Genomic DNA, 18322 nt, shown 5'->3' with positions numbered 1-18322 from the left:
CCTAAACATTTTAAAAATGATTAGTGTAAATACCTGTGTTTTCACAGCAGAATAGCCATTGGTTTATGTCGCATTTTTTAATCAGATTCCCCGCTCTCCGAAGTCTTCATTCCGAAGCGCTACGCATTCAAATCATTCAACATCCAGATAAGGATTTAAAACTTCGGCTAACTCATTCAACCAATAAAAGCTATTTTCCAGATTAGTTATATTGTTTTGAAGCGTTTCATGTTCTCTCATAACGCCTAAAGCAACTACATAATTTAGTTGCCTTATTAATTTAGCCATTGTTTTCGGATCAACAGATTTATTGAAAAAATCAATTAGACTTTTTTCGGTTTCTTTTGAAAGGTTGCTTGTGCTCATAATTCTAAAATTTTGGAAATATAAATTTCCTTTTTCCACGGAAACGAAATTATGTATAATCGATTATTTTTATGTGATTGTATTCAACCGATTGTATACAACCTTTTTTTATGTTCTTAAAAACCATAAACCTGATAAAAATCTCATGACTTTTTACGAATCGTTGTAATAGAATAATTATCGTATTTTCGTTAAGAATGTTGTGCGTCATTATAGAAACTTAAATTGTGAAAAATATGAATTCAGAAACTAACAAGAATAGCGAAACAAAAACAAAAATTTTAAATATCCTGGCTTGGGTAGCTGCAACATTAATTGTATTATTTTCTATTTATATTTTTTATATAATGGCTCAAAGAGGTTATGAGTCTAAAGTCTGGTTACCTATTGCGCAAAAACATTTTCCAGTTGTTGTGGGACTACCAATGGCAGCTATTACTTCGCTTTTCATCGTTTTAGTTCTAGAGTTTGTTTCTGGAAAAATAGAATTTGAAGTACCAGGAATAAAGATTAAAGGCGCAGCTGGGCAAATCATATTTTGGATTATTTGCTTTTTGACAATTGTTTCGTCAATAAAATTATTATGGGATTTAGAATAAATATTAATCCAGCTCTCTGAAAGTGTCCCTTCTAAAGCGCTACGCAAACATCTCTAACTTTGTGTAATTTTTATGTTCTTAGAAACTATAAACCTGATAAAAATCTCCTGGCTTTTATCGAATCGTTCTAAAATTATAATTACGGTTTCTCGTAAGGTTTTTGAATTAAAAGTGATTATGTTTGGGAAATGATTTCCGCATCGCTGGTGTGAGAGTCCCGCTCGTGGATACAAGCCATGTTAATGAAATAATATATAATTGCCTGTAAAAATGGATTTTGAAGAAATAATATCTGGACGAACTATATTGGAGTTTTTGGGAGCATCAATTCGATTTCTTTATTCAAACTTACGATGCGTATTTAATGACAATGATTTTTCTACATTTTCAAGTTTCTGGTCACCAACTGGCAGTAATAGAAAAAAGGAAGAAAACAGCTCTTCAAATCATATGATTGGAGTTCTATTTTTGGGAATACTTGTAATTTTATTGATCATTTTTAATGCCTAAATGTACAGCAGTGCTCCTACCCTAAGCTACGCAAACAAACCAGAATTAAAACCAACATTCCAAATGAATAAATTTGACTTTAATAATAAAAGATTTGCCGTTATTGAAAATTCCGACAATGGAGAAGTAAACACACAAACCGTTTTCCACTATAAGCAAAAAGGCAATCTTGTAACGGCAGACTACTCTGGAGGAACGATAACCTACGGAAAAATTATTGCCGACTTAAAAGATGATAGATTACACATGCTTTATCAATGTTTAACAGTAGATAATGAATTGAAAGCGGGTAAGGCATTAGCAAAAATTAGACTGACAGAAAACGGCAAAATCAAATTGATTTTAGATTGGGAATGGCTCGATGAAGAAAATGCAAAAGGAAGATCTGAATATCTCGAGATTGAGTAACCATACAACAATCATAATCGTGCGCACACAACTTCATGGCAAATAATTATTTTAATCCACCAAATACATTATAAATGAAAACAAAACCCTATTATATTTATGGAGCATTCTTTATCCTTTTTGTTGCAGCTTGTTTTTTATGGATGATAAGAAATGATACTTTCGCAGAAAAAGCCACGCATATTTATTATAGGGATAAAGACTTTGAAAAAAGAATGGGATACACTTTAGAAGATCATGTAAAAACAAAATCCATAATTACTATGCAACTTAATGGAAATGAAAAATATGATGATAGTATTCTAAATAATTTTCAGCTTGAAATTCAAAAAATAATAAAGGAAGAGGATACAAGTAAAGGTATTCATCTAAAATTTAGTAAAAAAACTACCTATGAAAATGTAATTCGTTCCTTTCAGATATGCAAAATAGAAAATTGTCCTACTTATGCTCCTGATGGATATGATCTATGGGTTTTTCCATATTATAAAAAGAAAAATAAAAAAACAATCAAATGAAACTATTAACCACAACCCTATTTTTAATTTTCAATTTAACCTTATTCGCACAATCGAATCAATTTTCTGGCGAATATCAGCGTACACTTGAAGACACACAAACAAAGAGTGTAATTGAATATAAACTGACTTTAAATCAAGATGGAACATTTGTATTTCATTCGTATTCGTATATTAAGGGAGGTGTTCCTCCAAAAGTAAATAAATCCGGAAAAGGAAAATGGACTTCAAAAGACAATCTGATTACTTTTTCTTCAAACAAACAAGAAGACTTTGATGAAAAATATACTTTGGATTTTAATAATTCAACGGCGCGATTTAAAACTAAAAATCCGAGAGACAAATCAGATCAAATCGTTAAAACGAGACTTACTTTTTTGGAGTCCGGAATTTTCTGGATGGAGAGACTTGATGTTTTTAAAATATAAATACGTGTAAAAATCAAGCCTTTGCAAAGTTTCATATTGATAAATTTACAAGTCGACTAAATGAAAATTATCCTGGAAAAATATTTAGATTTTAAACAGTTTCAAAATTTAATTATTTTGACTTTTATTACTGTAATGGTATTTCTCGGAATACTAAACTCACTTGATTTTAAATCTTACTATAACATTGAAATAGTTTTATTCTTTTTGATTCTTATTTTCATTTCTATTTTATTTACTAAAAAAGGTCTGTTGAGCGAAAATCAAGAACTTTACACCGCAACTTTTTTGTTTGGATTTGTATTAAGAAAAACAGTAATTAATATATCAGATTTTCAACAGCTTTCTATAATTAATGGAAAACTTTCAACAAACTATGGTTATACCTACGACATTAAAAGATTACGTTATTGGGAACCCAATTTAAATTATTCGGAAACTAGTTTTGCCATATGTATGGTTGATGAAACTAAGGCTTATAAAAAGATTTTGAGACTCTCTAAATCTGAAAAAGTAAAACTAGCCATTGATTTTATTGTTAGAAATACAAATCTGCAGTATTAATTCAATAGAAGATCCAGATATTGAGCCATATCTTCGACATACAACCAAAATTAAAAACAAACTAAAACCCTTTATGAAAACTACCATTTACTCCCTATTCTTTTTTCTAATTTCACATACAAATATGTTTAGCCAGACTATTGACCAATTAAAAATTGAGAATAGTGAAATGCCGAAAGAATATATTATGACAGAAACTCCAAATTGTATTTCAATTCAAGCCTGTCTCTTTTATAAAAAGACAGAGATGTACAGTGCATTTCTTGGAAAAGCAAAAAACAAATCGGTACAAAATTTTGAATCTAAAAACGACAACGGGAATATTATGTATTTTGAGTTTGAAAAAGACTTTACAGGAGAAGCCTTTGTAAAAGGCTTATTGTGGGGAAAAGAAAATAAACCAACCGCAGAACATCCGGAACAAATTTTTACCAAAGGTAAGTTTCTGGTCATTTGGAGTTTTCATGACAACAGTGCGCTTCAGAAGATATCTGAAACTAAAGTGAAGCAAGTACTCAATTAAAAATTCATTTTCATACTGCGTTTAGGCTATATTATTAAGTGTTTGATGAATGAACGTAAAACTTTAGCTATGCAGGGACAAAATTTTAGGTCAGCAACCTAAAAAATGAGATACAAAAGGTAAAAATTTCATCTGTCAAACGTAAAAATTTAGGTTTATCACTTAAAAATTTCATGACAGAACCGAAACATATCATGATAAGACCGAACCAGAAAATGAATTAAACTAATTTTATCATCAAAAATAAAAAAAGCAAACATGAATACTAAAAAACTAAAAATTCAAACAAAACGATATTAAAATTCCATAAACCAACATCAAAACCAATTCAATGAAAAAATTATTACTTTTAATTTTATTAGGATTTTCAATAAGCAGCTATTCTCAATCGTCTGGAGAAAAACTTTTTAAAGCCATTTTTGATCATAATTTAGATGCCGTAAAAAACATTATTGAAACAGATAAATCACTAGTAAACTATGTGAGAAAAATTAATGACTCATTTTATATCCCAGTATTAATGCAGGCGGTGGTAAATGATGAACTTGAAATTTCAAAATATCTAATTGAAAACGGAGCTGACATTAATCAAACGGATGGTTTTAAAATGACCAATTTAATGTGGGCTGCAAACAATCAGAACGTAGAACTCACCAAATTACTATTGAAAAAAGGAGCCGACAAAAACGCTAAAGACATGAATGGAATGACCGCGTTAAAAGCCGCTCAGGAAGTGAAGAATACTGAGATTATTGAGCTTCTTAAATAAGCAAGAAACAAAATAAAACACAAAAAACTACAACCATAAGTTGTAGTTTTTCTTTATTATAACATCAGTAAAAATTCCAATTTGAACTTTCCAACTGGTTAATAATCTTTTTTAATTTTTTGAAAGCCAAATATTGCCCGAAAGCTTTTCCTAAAAAAGCCCCTATAAGACACATTAGAAAAACAAAACCAATTGTTGGCCAGCTTAAAAAAAGCTGCTTTTGGCTGTATTTCCACCCCATAGCGATTAGAAAAAAAACAAAGACAAAAAACTTTCCTTCACCACACCCGCAAGCTTTATATAGCCTGTTTATTTTTTGTTCCCAATTTGATGCTACTTCCTCATCTAAATTTTCCATGTCAAATTTCACCGCATTATATCTATGAAATATAGACCTGATTGATTTTAGATAGAGCAAATCATCAAAACACCGAATAACAAAAAAAGAAATATCTGTACGCATCACTATTCGGAATTAAATATAAACGCAATGTCTTGAACCACGTAAAGTAGCAATTTGCAGATTCGTCATATTAAAATTAACCAGTTCACCAGCACTGTCAACACTAATCGATGGAAACATAAGGTTAGTTCGACTATCCTCATTGTGCGGCATTAAGCAGGAATGGCCGATTTCATGTGCAATAGATTGAATTCCACTTATATTCGGTTCTACTAATATATAATTATGGGTAGCGGCAAAACTACATCCTACAGTTCGATCCGGTGTGATACTCTGAACAACAAAAACAATTAATTCAGATCCATAACCAAGCGCTCGTTTCAATCCATCTTCAAAAGCACAATCTGCAGAAACCAACTCATAATAGGAACCACCAATCCACCAATCAGAAAAGAATCCACCTGCACCACATTCAACATTATTAGCATCACCAGGTGTATTCAGCTTTGGAACACAAGCACCAGTATAAATCAGATTAACATTACACTGTGTTCTAAAAATATTTTGTGCTGTCCTGATTCCTCTAATTACTGTGGCTTCATCAGTATGAGGAGTTCCATTATTATTCAGGATAATAAGCTTAACATACATTTTTTTCAAAAGACGAATCCCCACAAGAGACGCTAAAAAATCAGGTAAACTAACAATTCTCCAGACAATTTCGGTTATCCAGTTAATAACGGTTCTTATAATTCCGCCTATTATCGGAATACTCAAAATTAGGTTAATAACAAACCCAACAAGATCCAGAACTAGTCCCACTACAGTACAGATAACCTCTGTGATCAATTTAGAAATGGTTACTATAATCCAGGTTACTACCAATACCGCAACAAGTACGATCCAGCAAAACCATTTGTTACAACAGAGGCACCACCAGTTACAAGACTGTTCCCTACACCTGCGTTCTTCTCTGTTTATCCAATTTTCTACTGGCTGTTGAACATTCTCTGTTATCCAGCGGCTAACTTCTCTACATACTCTCATGACATTTAAATTTATTTTACTTTATTTTCAACCCAACGCTATAAGTCTGGGCTAACTAACAATCAAAACAAATTTCTGTTCTTTACCTGAGTATTTATCAAGGATAAAAACCCTTTCTTAAGGGGTGTTTTTCCTAATTATATTTCTATATTTATTCTAATTTGATATCGGCATTACAGTTTGCTCCGACAATAAAAAGCAATTACTAAAACAAATACATTTTAATTATGGAAACATCATTTGAAGCAGGAATTAATATTGCCATTAAACTGCCTAAACAAAAATATGATGAAACGGTAGCATTTTACCGCGACATTTTAAAACTGGAAGTTAAAGAAGTACCTATAACTAATCCGACAGTTTCAAGAACACATTCAGTTCAATTTGGAAATAATGTCATTTGGCTGGATTGTGTTGACAATTATACGCATTCTGAAACCTGGTTACAATTAACAGTACCGAATGTTGAAGAAGCAACAGATTATTTAAAACAAAATGGCGTAGCGACTTGCGATGAAATTGAAGAAATCCCTCAAAACATGCATTGGATTATGGATCCTTCCGGTACTGTTTTTAATCTGCAAAAAAAGAGCGAGTAAATATCTTCTGTCGAGATTGTTTAGATTTGCTTATTATTAATGTGATTTCTTCTTGCTCACCAAAAACTTAGCGTCTTAGCATCTTAAAATCTCTCTTCAATGAACAATGACTTCTATTATAAAGCTGTAGAACCAGACCAGGCACTTGCTGACTTTGTAGAAAATATCGGGATGTTTCATAATCCGTCAAACAAAGCCATGGAAGTGGTCTTAATGCCAGACGGAAGAATTGATTTGTTTTTTATGCAATCTGAATCGGAGCCCTTTCAGGTTGCACTTATTGGTCTTGAAAATGTGCCTGAGCAACAAATTATTCCAGCCAATACAATCGCTTTTAAAATTAGTTTTAAACCCTTGGGAGCTGAATATCTTTTACAGACTTCTATTGCCGATATTTTAAATAGTGCCAAAGTTTTACCTAATGACTTTTGGGAATTTACCACTGGTGATTTAAAAGATTTTGAGACCTTTCATTCTAAAATAGCTAGAAAATTAAAGGAACTTTTGCCTGCCAAAATCGACGAAAGAAAGCGTAAACTTTTTAGACTGGTTTACGAATCAAACGGTGAAATAAAAATACAACAGCTTTCAGAAGAAATCTTCTGGAGCAGCCGTGAAATCAATCGGTATTTCAATAAACAATTCGGACTTTCATTAAATGCATTTTGCAAAATCCTGCGCTTCAAGGCATCATTAGAGCATATTGCAAAAGGCAGACTTTTCCCCGAATTAAACTTCACCGATCAAACGCATTTCATCAAAGAAATAAAAAAATTCTCCGGTGTTGTACCCAGCGAATTGCTAAAAAATAAAGATGACCGATTTATACTATTATCCGTTCTAAAACAACAATAATTTTGTTCCGACCAAAGGCTGAGAAGCCAAACGGAACGAAATTAATTTAAAATTGAACGGAATGTTACTAGAAAATAAACAAGTCGCGATCATTGGCGGCGGTCCCGGCGGACTTACATTAGCCAGACTTTTACAATTGCAAAACGTAAATGTAAAAGTGTATGAAAGAGATTTAAATAAAAATGCAAGAGTACAGGGCTCTCCACTGGATTTACATGATGACTCAGGTTTAGCTGCTATTCGCAAAGCCAATTTATTTGAAGAATTCAGAACTAACTTTATGCCTGGTGCAGATAAAACACTCCTTTTAGACGAACAGGCAAAAGTATTTTACAGCGATCACGAAACGAATCTTGAGGAAGATTTTGACAATGCCTATTTTCGTCCAGAGATTGACCGCAGTGTACTGCGAAAAATACTATTAGAATCCTTGCAGGCTGAAACCGTAGTTTGGGACAGCCATTTTATTTCGATGGAGCCACAAAACGAAGGCTGGCTGCTGCATTTCAAAAACGGTTTATCCGTTTACGCTGATCTTGTAATTGGTTCTGATGGTGCCAATTCTAAAATCCGTCCCTACATCACAGACATAAAACCATTTTATTCAGGCATAACAATGCTGGAGGGCAATATTTACGATTCTGAAAAAGCGGCACCACACCTGCATTCGGTAATAAAGGGAGGTAAAATAATGGCCTTCGGAAATGAAAAAAACATTTTAATGGGACAAAAAGGTGACGGCGCTCTTGGTTTTTATGCCAGCTTTAAAGCTGATGAAAACTGGTCCATCGACAGTGGGTTAGATTACGCTGATAGAGAACAAATTTTAGACTGGTTTAAAAAAGCGTATCCGGAATGGAGTACTGTCTGGCATGAATTATTCGAAAATGTTTCAGTACCTTTTATTCCGCGTCTTATTAATTGCATACCCTTAGATCAGACCTGGGAAACTTTACCCAACGTAACCATCATTGGCGATGCCGCACACGTTATGCCGCCTTTTGCCGGCGAAGGCGCTAATATGGCCATGCTTGATGCTTTGGAATTAAGCGAATACCTGACTTTAAATCAATATGCGACACTGCAGGAAGCCATTGCCAGTTATGAAATAAATATGCGTCAAAGAGCATCAAAAGCAGCACAGGAATCACTTGAAAATGGTGAAAAAATGCATTCAAAAGAGGCATTGAAAACGATGCTTGAGTTTTTTAGTAACTAAGATGCTAAGGTTCTAAGAAACTAAGAAAAAACACAAGCAAAATCCTTTCGAGGAACGAAGAAATCGCACTCTAAAAAGGCGGTGCTAAATTTTCTCGCCAATACAACAAGTTTTTATTTCACGCAGACTTTAAACAGATCTAAGCAGATTTTTTTTAAAATAAAATAAGTTGTAAAAAATCTGCATTTATCTGCTAAAATCTTTTTAAAATCTGCGTGAAATAATTTGCAGCAAAAAACTTTGCGTCTTCGCGGCTTTGCGAGATTAAAACAAAACAAACTTAAAAAAAAACTTCATAGCCAGCTTCTTACCTACAATACAAAAAACTTAGTATCTTAGAACCTTAGCAACTTAGCAACTTTCTTATAATAATTCCCTAATTTCGCTTTCCAATTAAGAAAGAGAAAATGAAGGTCTGTATTGCCGAGAAACCAAGTGTAGCACGTGAAATCGCATCCGTTTTGGGTGCCAATACCAAGCACGATGGCTATTACGAAGGCAATGGCTACGCCGTGACCTATACTTTTGGGCATTTATGTACTTTAAAAGAACCCAACGATTATAAACCACACTGGAAAAGCTGGGATTTGAATAACCTGCCCATGCTTCCTGAGAAATTTGAAACCAAAGTGGTTGAAAATTCAGGAATCCAAAAGCAGTTTAAAATTGTTAAGAGTTTATTCGACAAAGCAGAAGTGGTTATAAACTGCGGGGATGCCGGGCAAGAAGGAGAATTGATTCAGCGTTGGGTGATGAACGAAGCCAACTATAAAGGCGAAGTACAACGTTTGTGGATTTCGTCTTTGACAACAGAAGCTATAAAAGAAGGTTTTGAAAACTTAAAACCCTCTGCGAACTACGATAATTTATTCTACGCCGGATTCTCCAGAGCAATTGGCGACTGGCTACTGGGAATGAATGCTACACGTTTGTATACCGTAAAACATGGCGGTTATAAACAAGTATTATCTATCGGCCGTGTACAAACACCTACCTTAGCAATGGTTGTGGAACGTTTTAAAGAAATTGAGAACTTTAAACCTCAACCCTATTGGGAATTACAGACTTTATACCGGGAAACACTTTTTAGTTATGAAGAAGGCCGTTTTCTGAATAAAGAAGACGGAGAGCTTTTAGCCAATAAAGTTAAAGAAAGTGACTTCGAAATTGTTTCAGTTGAAAAAAAGAACGGAAACGAATTTGCTCCCAAACTGTTTGATTTAACGGGTTTGCAGGTTTATTGCAATACCAAATTTGGGTTTTCGGCAGATGAAACGCTTAAAATTGCGCAAAGTTTGTACGAGCAAAAAGTCGTTACGTACCCCAGAGTTGACACCACATTTCTACCAAGTGATATTTATCCGAAAGTACCAGGAATTCTGCAAAAATTATCGAATTACAGTACGTTAACGCAACCCATTTTAGAGAAAAAAATAAAAAAATCGCCAAAGGTTTTCAACGATAAAAAAGTTACGGATCACCACGCGATTATTCCAACCGGAATAGAAATCAATTTGCCGTACAATCAGCAACAGGTTTACGATATAATTGTAAAGCGCTTTATTGCGGTATTTTATGATGATTGTCTGGTGGCCAATACAACCGTAATTGGAAAAGCGGCCGAAGTACTATTTAAAACGACTGGAAAAGAAATTCTGAAAAAAGGTTTCAGAGTTGTTTTTGAAGATCCGAATGCTAAAGAAAAAGAAGCTGATATATTACCGAGTTTTGTTGTGGGAGAAAAAGGTCCGCATGAGCCTTCCTTTTTAGAAAAAGAAACCAAACCACCCAATCAGTTTACGGAAGCAACTTTACTGCGCGCCATGGAAACTGCCGGAAAACAGGTAGACGATGAAGATTTGCGCGAATTGATGAAAGAAAACGGAATTGGTCGTCCGTCAACACGTGCGAATATTATTGAAACGCTTTTTAAACGTCAGTATATCGTTCGAAACAAAAAACAAGTATTACCAACGCCAACCGGAATTCAGCTAATTGAAACGATTCAGAATGAATTAATCAAATCGGCTGAACTGACAGGATCCTGGGAAAAGCAATTGAAAGATATCGAAAAAGGAACTTATACTGCCGGCGCCTTTATAAAAAACATGAAACGCATGGTTGAAGCTTTGGTTACGGAAGTCCGAAGTGAAACCCGACACGCCAATATTTCGCATGCCGGAAATGTTCAGAAAGAAGCGGTAAAAGTCGAACAAAAGAAAGCAGCCGGAATTTTAGCGGAAGCCTGCCCAAAATGCAAAAAAGGAAATCTGATCAAAGGGAAATCGGCTTATGGCTGTTCTGAATACAAATCAGGCTGTGACTTTGTATTACCTTATGTCTTTGCCGATAAAAAAATAACGGAGAGTCAATATATGCGATTGCTTCAAAAAGGCTCAACTGTAAACATAAAAGGCTTTAAAACCGAAGCCGGTGCCGTAGAAGGTTTAATTCGTTTTGAAGAAAACTACAAACTTAAATTAGAAGCAAAAAAAACAGCTCGAAAAGCAAAACCGGAAGTTAAATCAGATGCATTAGCATGTCCAAAATGTAAAAAAGGTACGGTTCTAAAAGGAAACACAGCCTACGGTTGCAGCGATTATAAACTGGGTTGTAATTTTAAAGTCACTTTTGATGAGGTCAGAGCGAAACTAAAAGATCAAAAACCTACGAAGGAATTGGTTTATGCTATTTTAAGCGAAAGTGTTTAAAGTTTTTGCCACTCCTGATAGTTATCGGGATACAGGATTAAAATGATTTTTTATTTCACGCAGATTTAAAAAAGATTTAAGCAGATGTACGCAGATGTATACAATTCTAAATCAAAATTAATCTGCCTAAATCTGCAAAATCTGTGTGAAATAAAAAATATTGAAATTGCTTCGACCTATTCCCTTCGTTTGGGTCTTGGTAAAGCTTTTTTTTCATACTTTAGTAGTACTATTTAACACCTAAAACCAAAAATATGTTTCAAAAAACCACTCTTCTACTTGTTTTATTAGCCGTTGTATCTTGTAAAAAAGCTGAAACAGTTGAAAAAGATAAAATCAAACTGGCCGACTGGCTTATTGGAACCTGGGAAAATAAAACAGAAGACGGCGTTTTGACGGAAAGCTGGCAAAAAGTAAATGACAGTACTTTTACTGCGACTTCGTATTTTATCAAAAGCGATGACACTTTACATTCTGAAAAAATAACTTTGGCACAAAAAGGTGAAATGTTATTGTATAGCGCAACCGTAAACGGTCAAAACAACGACAAAGCCATCGATTTTGGTTCAACTACAGAAAGCGAAAACAAATTGGTTTTCGAAAATCCATCACACGATTATCCTCAAAAAATTACTTATACAAAAAGTGCTAATAATACTTTGACTGCTGAGATTTCAGGGAATTTACAAGGGAAGATGACGAAGGAGAAATTTGTTATGACTAAGAAGTAGTTTTTTTTATGTTAACAGTTAAAAGTAAGGAGTAAAATGTTTGAAATCATAAAAAAAGTAAAAATTCTATTTCTTCATTTTCTTTTACTTTCTCTTTTTATATCGTGTGGAGATCCAGGATTGGATTATAAAAACCTCAAATCAGGTTTTATTTATGAAGCTGGGATTTATTCAAATCCACATCAACGAAAAAATCTTTTAGTTAAAGAATTAAAAGATGGTTCGCTAATATTTGCCATTAGAAATTCGAGAAACAAAATACTATTTCAGCAAAGCCTAAATCAAACTTTCAGCAAATATCATTATTGGGTTTTATATGTCGATATAAATTTTGACGTATGGTATTATAATTCAGATTATAGTTCTTCACACGCAATTTTATTTAATAAAGAAACTCAAGTCTATGAGATAAAGGACTTTTGTTATTATAACTTGCAGTTACCTGATGAATTTAAAAAAGAATTAAAATCTAAAAATTCACTTCAAAATTGTGAGTCATTAGAAAGTAATAAATAAAAATTAAAAATTTGAAAAGAACTTTCTTCTTAATTCTAACTTCAATTCTGATTGTAGGTTGTAATTCAACAATTGAAAATACATTAAACGATATTATTGATAATTTTTCCTTTAACAAAACAAAATCTAACAGTACTGAAATAATTATCAAACTATACGATACAACAATTACGAAAAGAAGAGTAACAGATGTTGAATTTTTCCCTTCAAAAAAAGAATTTAAAGCTGTAAATAAGCAACAACTTGAAAGCTTTGACAGATTATTTATAAATGCTAAAAAAACTGGATACTGTTGTTGTCCTCTAGCTATTTATTCTATTCATTTTTTAAATAAAAAAGAAGAACTGGATCTATTTTATGTTGATACGCTTCAATTTAAAAATAAGGTGAGAATCTATGAAAAGGGTTTACAATACTCTTATATCATTGAAAAACAAAAATGGAAAGATTATCTAAACGAATTTTAAAAATTAAAAAAAACATCGGTTCTACCATTTTTGTTCGGCTGGACTTCAGTCCAGTCTAAACCCCAACAAAAAATCTTAGCGTCCTCGCGCCTTCGTGGCAAACCTGGCTATTCATTCTCCCCAATCTTATTCACCATAAAAATCATCAGTATTCCTAAAAGCGCCATTATTAAAAACGCCCATTTCATACTTAGATATTCGGATATAAAACCTACCATTGGCGGAACAAGCAAAAACCCAAGATAACCAACAGTAGATATAGAAGTTAAGGCAGAACCGCTGCTCAATTTTGACGATCTACCGGCGATAGCAAACACTAGCGGAACCACGCAAGAAACCCCTACTCCAATTAAAACATAACCAAAAATAGTTGGATACGCATAGGGAAGAATAAAACAAATGCCAAATCCTGCCGTGATTAAAATACCGCTATAAAACAGAATTCGTTTGGTACCAAATTTCATTACGCCATAGTCACCAAACAAACGTCCTAACGTTACTGCGGTAGCAAAAAATACAAAAGCTGCACTGGTTAACTTTGGGGAGGCATGCAATATATTTTTAAAATAAATACCGCTCCAATCGTACATCGTATTTTCACAAGCCATGGAGACAAAACAGATTAAGGCAAACTTAACGAGATTTTTTTCAGGCATCGAAAAGAACTTCTTTTTAACGGGTACTGGATCATTATGAATACTCATGGGATAAAAACAAGCCGTAAGTCCCATCATAAAAACACTTACTCCCAATAAATGATAGGATGGTGCAATATGTTGTGTAACCATTACATAACCTAAACCTGCTCCAGAAAAAACAGCAATACTCCAAACCGCATGAAAACGGGTTATAATTGATTTTGGATATAATTTTTGAACCTCCAGCGATTGCGCATTAATGGATAAATTAAAAATATTACGAGAAGCTCCAAAGATTAAAAGTACTATAACCAACTGCCATACAAAAGCAACCAAGCCCGGTAACGAAAGTGCTATATTAAACAGGATTGCTCCCAACAACATGATGTAACGACTACTGTACTTATTCAATAACATTCCGGTGAAAGGCATTGTCAGCATTAAACCAATCGGAAATGCAAATAAAACAGCCCCAAACTGCGCTTCAGATAAATGTAATTCTGCTTGTATATGTGGAATTCGGGATACCCAGGAAGAATATCCAAATCCGGAAAGGAAAAAAAATACGGTATTGGCTAATCTAAATCCTCTTGGAGAACCTTTTATTTTTTTTAAAAAGGGAATGATCATGAAATTGTGTCATTTTGTTCGGCTGCAAAATTAAGGCTTTTAACAACGACCTTCTACCTTTTTGAAGGTTTTTCAATAAAATTCAAATAACCATATTCAAAAAAAACAAATCAACAATTATATAACAAAAAGTATATCAAATCACGTAAAATAATATTTGTTAAGGAAATATTAATTTTTACATTTGCATTGTTTTTATTTATTCTAAATAACAACAATATGAAATTAATCCAAAAAGAAAAATTATGAATTATTTAAATCTCAGTAAAAAGCATATTCTTGCTATTATATGTTTATTTCTCATTTTTACAAATAATACTTTTGCCCAGCAAAACTTCGGAAAAATCAAAGGAACAATTACAACTTCTGACGGAGAACTGGCAGTTGGTGTTAACATTATTCTTAAAAATTCAAAATATGGAACTATTAGTAATGAAGATGGTGCATTTGAATTTAACAGAGTAAAACCAAATACTTATACTGTGCAGGTTTCGTTAACGGGTTATGAAACTTTAGAGCAGGAAGTTACAGTTGCATCTAATGAAACTTCTACTCTTAATTTGCAATTAAAAGTTTCTAATAAACAATTAAAAGAAGTTATCATAACCAATAACAGAGGAAAAACTTTCCCGAAACAAAGTACTTATGTTTCTAAAATGCCTTTGAAAAACGTTGAAAATCCACAGGTATACAACATTGTTTCATCTGAATTAATGAAAGAACAAATCATCACAAATTATGAAGATGCACTGAAAAATGTACCTGGAATTCAGAAATTATGGGAATCAACAGGACGCGGTGGAGATGGTGGATCGTATTATTCTTTACGTGGTTTTGAGGTTCAGGCCAATATCGTAAACGGATTGCCAGGTTTAACAAATGGAAGTTTAGATCCGGCAAATATAGAACGAATTGAAGTGATCAAAGGCCCATCCGGAACTTTATTCGGAAGTAGTTTAGTGAGTTACGGTGGACTTATCAATACAGTTACTAAAAAACCATACAGCGGTTTTGGTGGAGAAGCTTCTTATATCGTGGGAAGTTTTGGTTTAAACCGAGTGACTGCCGATATCAATACACCTCTTGATGATGCTGATAATGTCGCTTTCAGAATTAATGCGGCTTACCAAACTGAAAATAGTTTTCAGGATTCCGGATTTCGCACTTCTTTTTTTGTAGCTCCTTCCCTATCTTATAAAGTAAATGATAAATTGTCTTTTCTTATCAATACTGAATTTATGCAGGAAGAAAAAACAACGCCCTCAATGCTGTTTTTAGGAAGAGATGCCCCTTTGCAATTTGCCAATTTAGACGAATTAAACTATAACACTAATTTGTCTTTTTACAGCAATGATTTAGGGATGAAAAATCCGAGATTCAGTTTGCAGGGTCAAATGACTTATAAGATTTCTGATCAATGGACTTCGCAAACCGTATTATCAAGAAGTTCTTCTAAATCAAGAGGATATTATTCATATATCTATGACAACGAAGATGGAAATGGTGATTTTGGATTATGGATTACAAAAGAGCAATCGCAAACTATTACAACTGATATTCAGCAAAATTTTATTGGCGATTTTAAAATCGGTCAAATGCGTAATCGCTTAGTTGTTGGTTTAGATTATTTTGACAGAAATGTAATGTACGGCGGTTCCGGATATGGAAAATTGTACAATGTTACTGCACAAGGCGAAGTAAGACAATTTGACGAAGATGCGCCAAACTTTCTAACCCAAACTTCTGTCGACAGACTTCTTGCCAATGAGCCTGCAGGAAACTACAATCCACAAGATGCAACTTACAGTGCTTATGCCTCTGATGTACTTAATATTACTCCAAAATTATTGGCAATGGCAAGTTTGAGAGTTGATTATTTTGATACTGAAGGAAATGCAAATGCAGATGGTGATGATTATACACAAACGGCGTTATCTCCGAAATTCGGATTAGTATACCAACCAATTCAGGATAAATTATCTGTTTTTGCCAATTATATGAATGGTTTTAGAAATATTGCTCCGGGCGTGAATTACGATGATGACGGAAATATAATAGGAACTCAAACTTTTGAACCAGAACATGCCAATCAATTAGAATTTGGAGTAAAAGCTGATCTTTTTTCAGATAAATTAACCGGAACTATAAGTTACTATGACATTAACGTTGCCAATTTAGTAACCAGCAACCCTATGTACAGCGCACAAGGCGGTGAAGCACGAAGCAAAGGTTTTGAAATTGATTTGAACGCTGCTCCAATAAAAGGCTTAAGTATTATTGCCGGATATAGCTATAATGATAGTGAAATTACACAAGGTGATGAAGGAAATGTTTGGTTAGAACAAGGAAAAAGACCATTTTGGGCAGGACCAAAAAATTTAGTTAACCTTTGGGCAACTTATAAATTTGATGGAGGTTTCTTAGAAAATTTCGGTCTTGGTTTTGGAGGAAATTATGCAAGTGAAAATGCAATTCTGGATAGTTCTGTTACCGGAAAATTTGTATTGCCGGAATATACCGTTCTTAATGGTTCTGTATTTTACAACACAAATAAATTCCGTGTTGCTTTAAACATTAATAATATGACCAATAAGGATTATTTTAATGGTGGATGGTCTACACTAAATCCACAAAAACCTAGAAATGCGGTGGCTAGTTTCACCTATAAATTCTAAAAAGCTACAATACTTTTAAAACTCCAAAAAGAAGTTAATTTAAAAAATTAGCTTCTTTTTTATTTTTAATTGTTCTAAATAAGCTTTAGATTTGTGAAAAATATCATACTTAACAATTTTAAACCTGATCTTATGAAATCAAATACTTTAAAAAAAATCACCTTTTTTCTTTTTATGTTAGTGGCAAGTCCTCAATTATTCGCTCACGCTCTTTGGATCGAAACTAAAGCGACAGGAACAAAAGGAAAAGCACAGGAAATCTCTGTTTACTTTGGGGAATTTTCAGATAATGATATTACAAAAGCTGACAAATGGTTTTCAGATTTAAAAGATTTTTCGCTGGTTGTAATCAGTCCATCAAAAAAAGAAATTAAACTTTCAGCGAAAGCTTTAGACAATAAATACCAGGCATTTTTTACACCTGATGAAGATGGCGTTTATACAATTGTAATGCATCATAAAGTAAAAGATGTTTACGGAACTATGGTTTTAGATTACAATTCAAGTGCTACCGTTACAGTTGGTAATGCTGCCAAAGGAAATGAAGCCATTGCAAATTCAAATGTTATCAGTTTATTTTCTAAAGATATTTTAACGGCAAAGCAAAATACGAAAATCAATGTAAATGCTTTATATGAAGGTAAAATTGCCAAAGAGCAAAAAATGAAAGTGATTGCTCCAAACGGTTGGGAAAAAGAATTATGGAGTAATGAAAACGGAGAAGTTTCATTTACACCAATCTGGCCAGGAAACTACATGGTAGAATTTGCTTATACTGAAAAAGCTTCAGGTGAGCATAACGGTAAAAAATATGATGAAATCTGGAAAATGGCAACTTATTTAATTACAGTAAAATAATAATACCCTTCATTTTTAAATACAAAATTAGTCTTAGTTTAAAACCTTGTTCATTGAGCAAGGTTTTTTTCTTTTCAAGAGTTTAGGACAATAAATAAGACTTATATATCATTCGGAAATTAATTTTTATTTATAATGAATTAAAATAAAAGACACAAATTCTTAAGCAAATCTTAAGATAAAACTAATGGAAGTTTAAGCAAGAAAATACATTGTTAAATTTTGTTAAAACATTAATCTAACCTTATATTTGCACAAAAAATTATTTTTATTAAATCTAAATAAAGA

Annotated in this window: 20 protein-coding genes; 16 read left to right on the top strand and 4 right to left on the bottom strand. The window is 33.1% G+C overall.

Annotated elements, in window-relative coordinates; all coding sequences use genetic code 11:
• Window positions 1–132: 132 nt before the first annotated feature.
• Window positions 133–366 carry a hypothetical protein gene (locus AC6CH4_RS14215; RefSeq protein ID WP_498103979.1) on the bottom strand — a complete coding sequence of 78 codons (234 nt, stop codon included), beginning with the start codon at window positions 364–366 and terminating at the stop codon, window positions 133–135.
• A 236-nt stretch (window positions 367–602) separates the two neighbouring features.
• Between AC6CH4_RS14215 and AC6CH4_RS14210 the strand changes: the two genes are divergently transcribed.
• The 7 genes from AC6CH4_RS14210 to AC6CH4_RS14180 all read left to right on the top strand — a co-directional run bounded on the left by AC6CH4_RS14210 (window position 603) and on the right by AC6CH4_RS14180 (window position 4685).
• Window positions 603–965, top strand: a complete 363-nt coding sequence (locus AC6CH4_RS14210) for a hypothetical protein (protein WP_498103977.1) — start codon at window positions 603–605, stop codon at window positions 963–965.
• A gap of 573 nt (window positions 966–1538) precedes the next feature.
• Window positions 1539–1883: an avidin-fold protein gene (locus AC6CH4_RS14205; RefSeq protein WP_498103975.1), complete on the top strand. Its 345-nt coding sequence runs from the start codon at window positions 1539–1541 to the stop codon at window positions 1881–1883.
• A gap of 74 nt (window positions 1884–1957) precedes the next feature.
• The gene (locus tag AC6CH4_RS14200) at window positions 1958–2401 is read left to right on the top strand and encodes a hypothetical protein (RefSeq protein ID WP_498103973.1); all 444 of its coding nucleotides are present in this window, start codon (window positions 1958–1960) and stop codon (window positions 2399–2401) included.
• Complete coding sequence (locus AC6CH4_RS14195; RefSeq protein ID WP_498103971.1) at window positions 2398–2829, top strand: copper resistance protein NlpE N-terminal domain-containing protein; 432 nt, start codon at window positions 2398–2400, stop codon at window positions 2827–2829. Before AC6CH4_RS14200 ends, AC6CH4_RS14195 begins: the two co-directional genes overlap by 4 nt.
• 252 nt (window positions 2830–3081) lie before the next feature.
• Window positions 3082–3393, top strand: coding sequence for a hypothetical protein (locus AC6CH4_RS14190; RefSeq protein WP_498103969.1), 312 nt, complete (start codon window positions 3082–3084; stop codon window positions 3391–3393).
• Window positions 3394–3466: 73 nt separating this feature from the next.
• Window positions 3467–3916, top strand: coding sequence for a hypothetical protein (locus AC6CH4_RS14185; protein ID WP_498103967.1), 450 nt, complete (start codon window positions 3467–3469; stop codon window positions 3914–3916).
• 331 nt (window positions 3917–4247) lie between these two features.
• A complete protein-coding gene (locus AC6CH4_RS14180; protein WP_498103965.1) occupies window positions 4248–4685 on the top strand; it encodes an ankyrin repeat domain-containing protein in 438 nt (145 codons plus the stop codon).
• A gap of 64 nt (window positions 4686–4749) precedes the next feature.
• Here AC6CH4_RS14180 and AC6CH4_RS14175 read toward each other — a convergent pair whose 3' ends face one another.
• Both AC6CH4_RS14175 and AC6CH4_RS14170 read right to left on the bottom strand, forming a co-directional pair.
• Window positions 4750–5148: a hypothetical protein gene (locus AC6CH4_RS14175; protein WP_498103963.1), complete on the bottom strand. Its 399-nt coding sequence runs from the start codon at window positions 5146–5148 to the stop codon at window positions 4750–4752.
• Between the two features lie 12 nt (window positions 5149–5160).
• Window positions 5161–6135 (bottom strand): hypothetical protein, encoded by a 975-nt coding sequence (locus tag AC6CH4_RS14170; protein WP_498103961.1) that lies wholly within the window; start codon window positions 6133–6135, stop codon window positions 5161–5163.
• 227 nt (window positions 6136–6362) lie between these two features.
• On the opposite strand from AC6CH4_RS14170, the gene AC6CH4_RS14165 reads away from it, so the two are divergent.
• The 7 genes from AC6CH4_RS14165 (at window position 6363) to AC6CH4_RS14135 (ending at window position 13233) form a co-directional block, all read left to right on the top strand.
• Window positions 6363–6734, top strand: a complete 372-nt coding sequence (locus AC6CH4_RS14165) for a VOC family protein (protein ID WP_498103960.1) — start codon at window positions 6363–6365, stop codon at window positions 6732–6734.
• A 99-nt stretch (window positions 6735–6833) separates the two neighbouring features.
• Window positions 6834–7589, top strand: a complete 756-nt coding sequence (locus AC6CH4_RS14160) for a helix-turn-helix domain-containing protein (RefSeq protein ID WP_498103958.1) — start codon at window positions 6834–6836, stop codon at window positions 7587–7589.
• A gap of 61 nt (window positions 7590–7650) precedes the next feature.
• Window positions 7651–8808 (top strand): FAD-dependent oxidoreductase, encoded by a 1158-nt coding sequence (locus AC6CH4_RS14155; RefSeq protein ID WP_498103956.1) that lies wholly within the window; start codon window positions 7651–7653, stop codon window positions 8806–8808.
• A gap of 407 nt (window positions 8809–9215) precedes the next feature.
• On the top strand, window positions 9216–11519 hold the full coding sequence (locus AC6CH4_RS14150) for a type IA DNA topoisomerase (protein WP_498103954.1): 2304 nt from the start codon (window positions 9216–9218) through the stop codon (window positions 11517–11519).
• 254 nt (window positions 11520–11773) lie between these two features.
• On the top strand, window positions 11774–12250 hold the full coding sequence (locus AC6CH4_RS14145) for a DUF6265 family protein (RefSeq protein ID WP_498103952.1): 477 nt from the start codon (window positions 11774–11776) through the stop codon (window positions 12248–12250).
• 36 nt (window positions 12251–12286) lie between these two features.
• Window positions 12287–12766 carry a hypothetical protein gene (locus tag AC6CH4_RS14140; RefSeq protein WP_498103950.1) on the top strand — a complete coding sequence of 160 codons (480 nt, stop codon included), beginning with the start codon at window positions 12287–12289 and terminating at the stop codon, window positions 12764–12766.
• A gap of 11 nt (window positions 12767–12777) precedes the next feature.
• On the top strand, window positions 12778–13233 hold the full coding sequence (locus AC6CH4_RS14135) for a hypothetical protein (RefSeq protein WP_498103948.1): 456 nt from the start codon (window positions 12778–12780) through the stop codon (window positions 13231–13233).
• Window positions 13234–13340: 107 nt separating this feature from the next.
• Here AC6CH4_RS14135 and AC6CH4_RS14130 read toward each other — a convergent pair whose 3' ends face one another.
• Window positions 13341–14501 carry an MFS transporter gene (locus AC6CH4_RS14130; protein ID WP_498103946.1) on the bottom strand — a complete coding sequence of 387 codons (1161 nt, stop codon included), beginning with the start codon at window positions 14499–14501 and terminating at the stop codon, window positions 13341–13343.
• A 245-nt stretch (window positions 14502–14746) separates the two neighbouring features.
• Here AC6CH4_RS14130 and AC6CH4_RS14125 point away from each other — a divergent pair, with 245 nt between their 5' ends.
• Window positions 14747–17176 carry a TonB-dependent siderophore receptor gene (locus AC6CH4_RS14125; protein WP_498103944.1) on the top strand — a complete coding sequence of 810 codons (2430 nt, stop codon included), beginning with the start codon at window positions 14747–14749 and terminating at the stop codon, window positions 17174–17176.
• Between the two features lie 132 nt (window positions 17177–17308).
• Window positions 17309–18034: a DUF4198 domain-containing protein gene (locus tag AC6CH4_RS14120; protein WP_498103942.1), complete on the top strand. Its 726-nt coding sequence runs from the start codon at window positions 17309–17311 to the stop codon at window positions 18032–18034.
• The last annotated feature ends 288 nt before the right edge of the window (window positions 18035–18322 follow it).

The organism is Flavobacterium sp. GQ95, assembly GCF_059758655.1.
The sequence above is the reverse complement of the archived record's forward strand: the minus strand, read 5'-3'. Positions and strand labels throughout refer to the sequence as shown.

Excerpts from the sequence above, each read along its gene's own strand:
- AC6CH4_RS14215 (WP_498103979.1), bottom strand. The coding sequence starts at position 366 with ATGAGCACAAGCAACCTTTCAAAAGAAACCGAAAAAAGTCTAATTGAT.
- AC6CH4_RS14210 (WP_498103977.1), top strand. The coding sequence starts at position 603 with ATGAATTCAGAAACTAACAAGAATAGCGAAACAAAAACAAAAATTTTA.
- AC6CH4_RS14205 (WP_498103975.1), top strand. The coding sequence starts at position 1,539 with ATGAATAAATTTGACTTTAATAATAAAAGATTTGCCGTTATTGAAAAT.
- AC6CH4_RS14200 (WP_498103973.1), top strand. The coding sequence starts at position 1,958 with ATGAAAACAAAACCCTATTATATTTATGGAGCATTCTTTATCCTTTTT.
- AC6CH4_RS14195 (WP_498103971.1), top strand. The coding sequence starts at position 2,398 with ATGAAACTATTAACCACAACCCTATTTTTAATTTTCAATTTAACCTTA.
- AC6CH4_RS14185 (WP_498103967.1), top strand. The coding sequence starts at position 3,467 with ATGAAAACTACCATTTACTCCCTATTCTTTTTTCTAATTTCACATACA.
- AC6CH4_RS14180 (WP_498103965.1), top strand. The coding sequence starts at position 4,248 with ATGAAAAAATTATTACTTTTAATTTTATTAGGATTTTCAATAAGCAGC.
- AC6CH4_RS14175 (WP_498103963.1), bottom strand. The coding sequence starts at position 5,148 with ATGCGTACAGATATTTCTTTTTTTGTTATTCGGTGTTTTGATGATTTG.
- AC6CH4_RS14170 (WP_498103961.1), bottom strand. The coding sequence starts at position 6,135 with ATGAGAGTATGTAGAGAAGTTAGCCGCTGGATAACAGAGAATGTTCAA.
- AC6CH4_RS14165 (WP_498103960.1), top strand. The coding sequence starts at position 6,363 with ATGGAAACATCATTTGAAGCAGGAATTAATATTGCCATTAAACTGCCT.
- AC6CH4_RS14160 (WP_498103958.1), top strand. The coding sequence starts at position 6,834 with ATGAACAATGACTTCTATTATAAAGCTGTAGAACCAGACCAGGCACTT.
- AC6CH4_RS14155 (WP_498103956.1), top strand. The coding sequence starts at position 7,651 with ATGTTACTAGAAAATAAACAAGTCGCGATCATTGGCGGCGGTCCCGGC.
- AC6CH4_RS14150 (WP_498103954.1), top strand. The coding sequence starts at position 9,216 with ATGAAGGTCTGTATTGCCGAGAAACCAAGTGTAGCACGTGAAATCGCA.
- AC6CH4_RS14145 (WP_498103952.1), top strand. The coding sequence starts at position 11,774 with ATGTTTCAAAAAACCACTCTTCTACTTGTTTTATTAGCCGTTGTATCT.
- AC6CH4_RS14140 (WP_498103950.1), top strand. The coding sequence starts at position 12,287 with ATGTTTGAAATCATAAAAAAAGTAAAAATTCTATTTCTTCATTTTCTT.
- AC6CH4_RS14130 (WP_498103946.1), bottom strand. The coding sequence starts at position 14,501 with ATGATCATTCCCTTTTTAAAAAAAATAAAAGGTTCTCCAAGAGGATTT.
- AC6CH4_RS14125 (WP_498103944.1), top strand. The coding sequence starts at position 14,747 with ATGAATTATTTAAATCTCAGTAAAAAGCATATTCTTGCTATTATATGT.
- AC6CH4_RS14120 (WP_498103942.1), top strand. The coding sequence starts at position 17,309 with ATGAAATCAAATACTTTAAAAAAAATCACCTTTTTTCTTTTTATGTTA.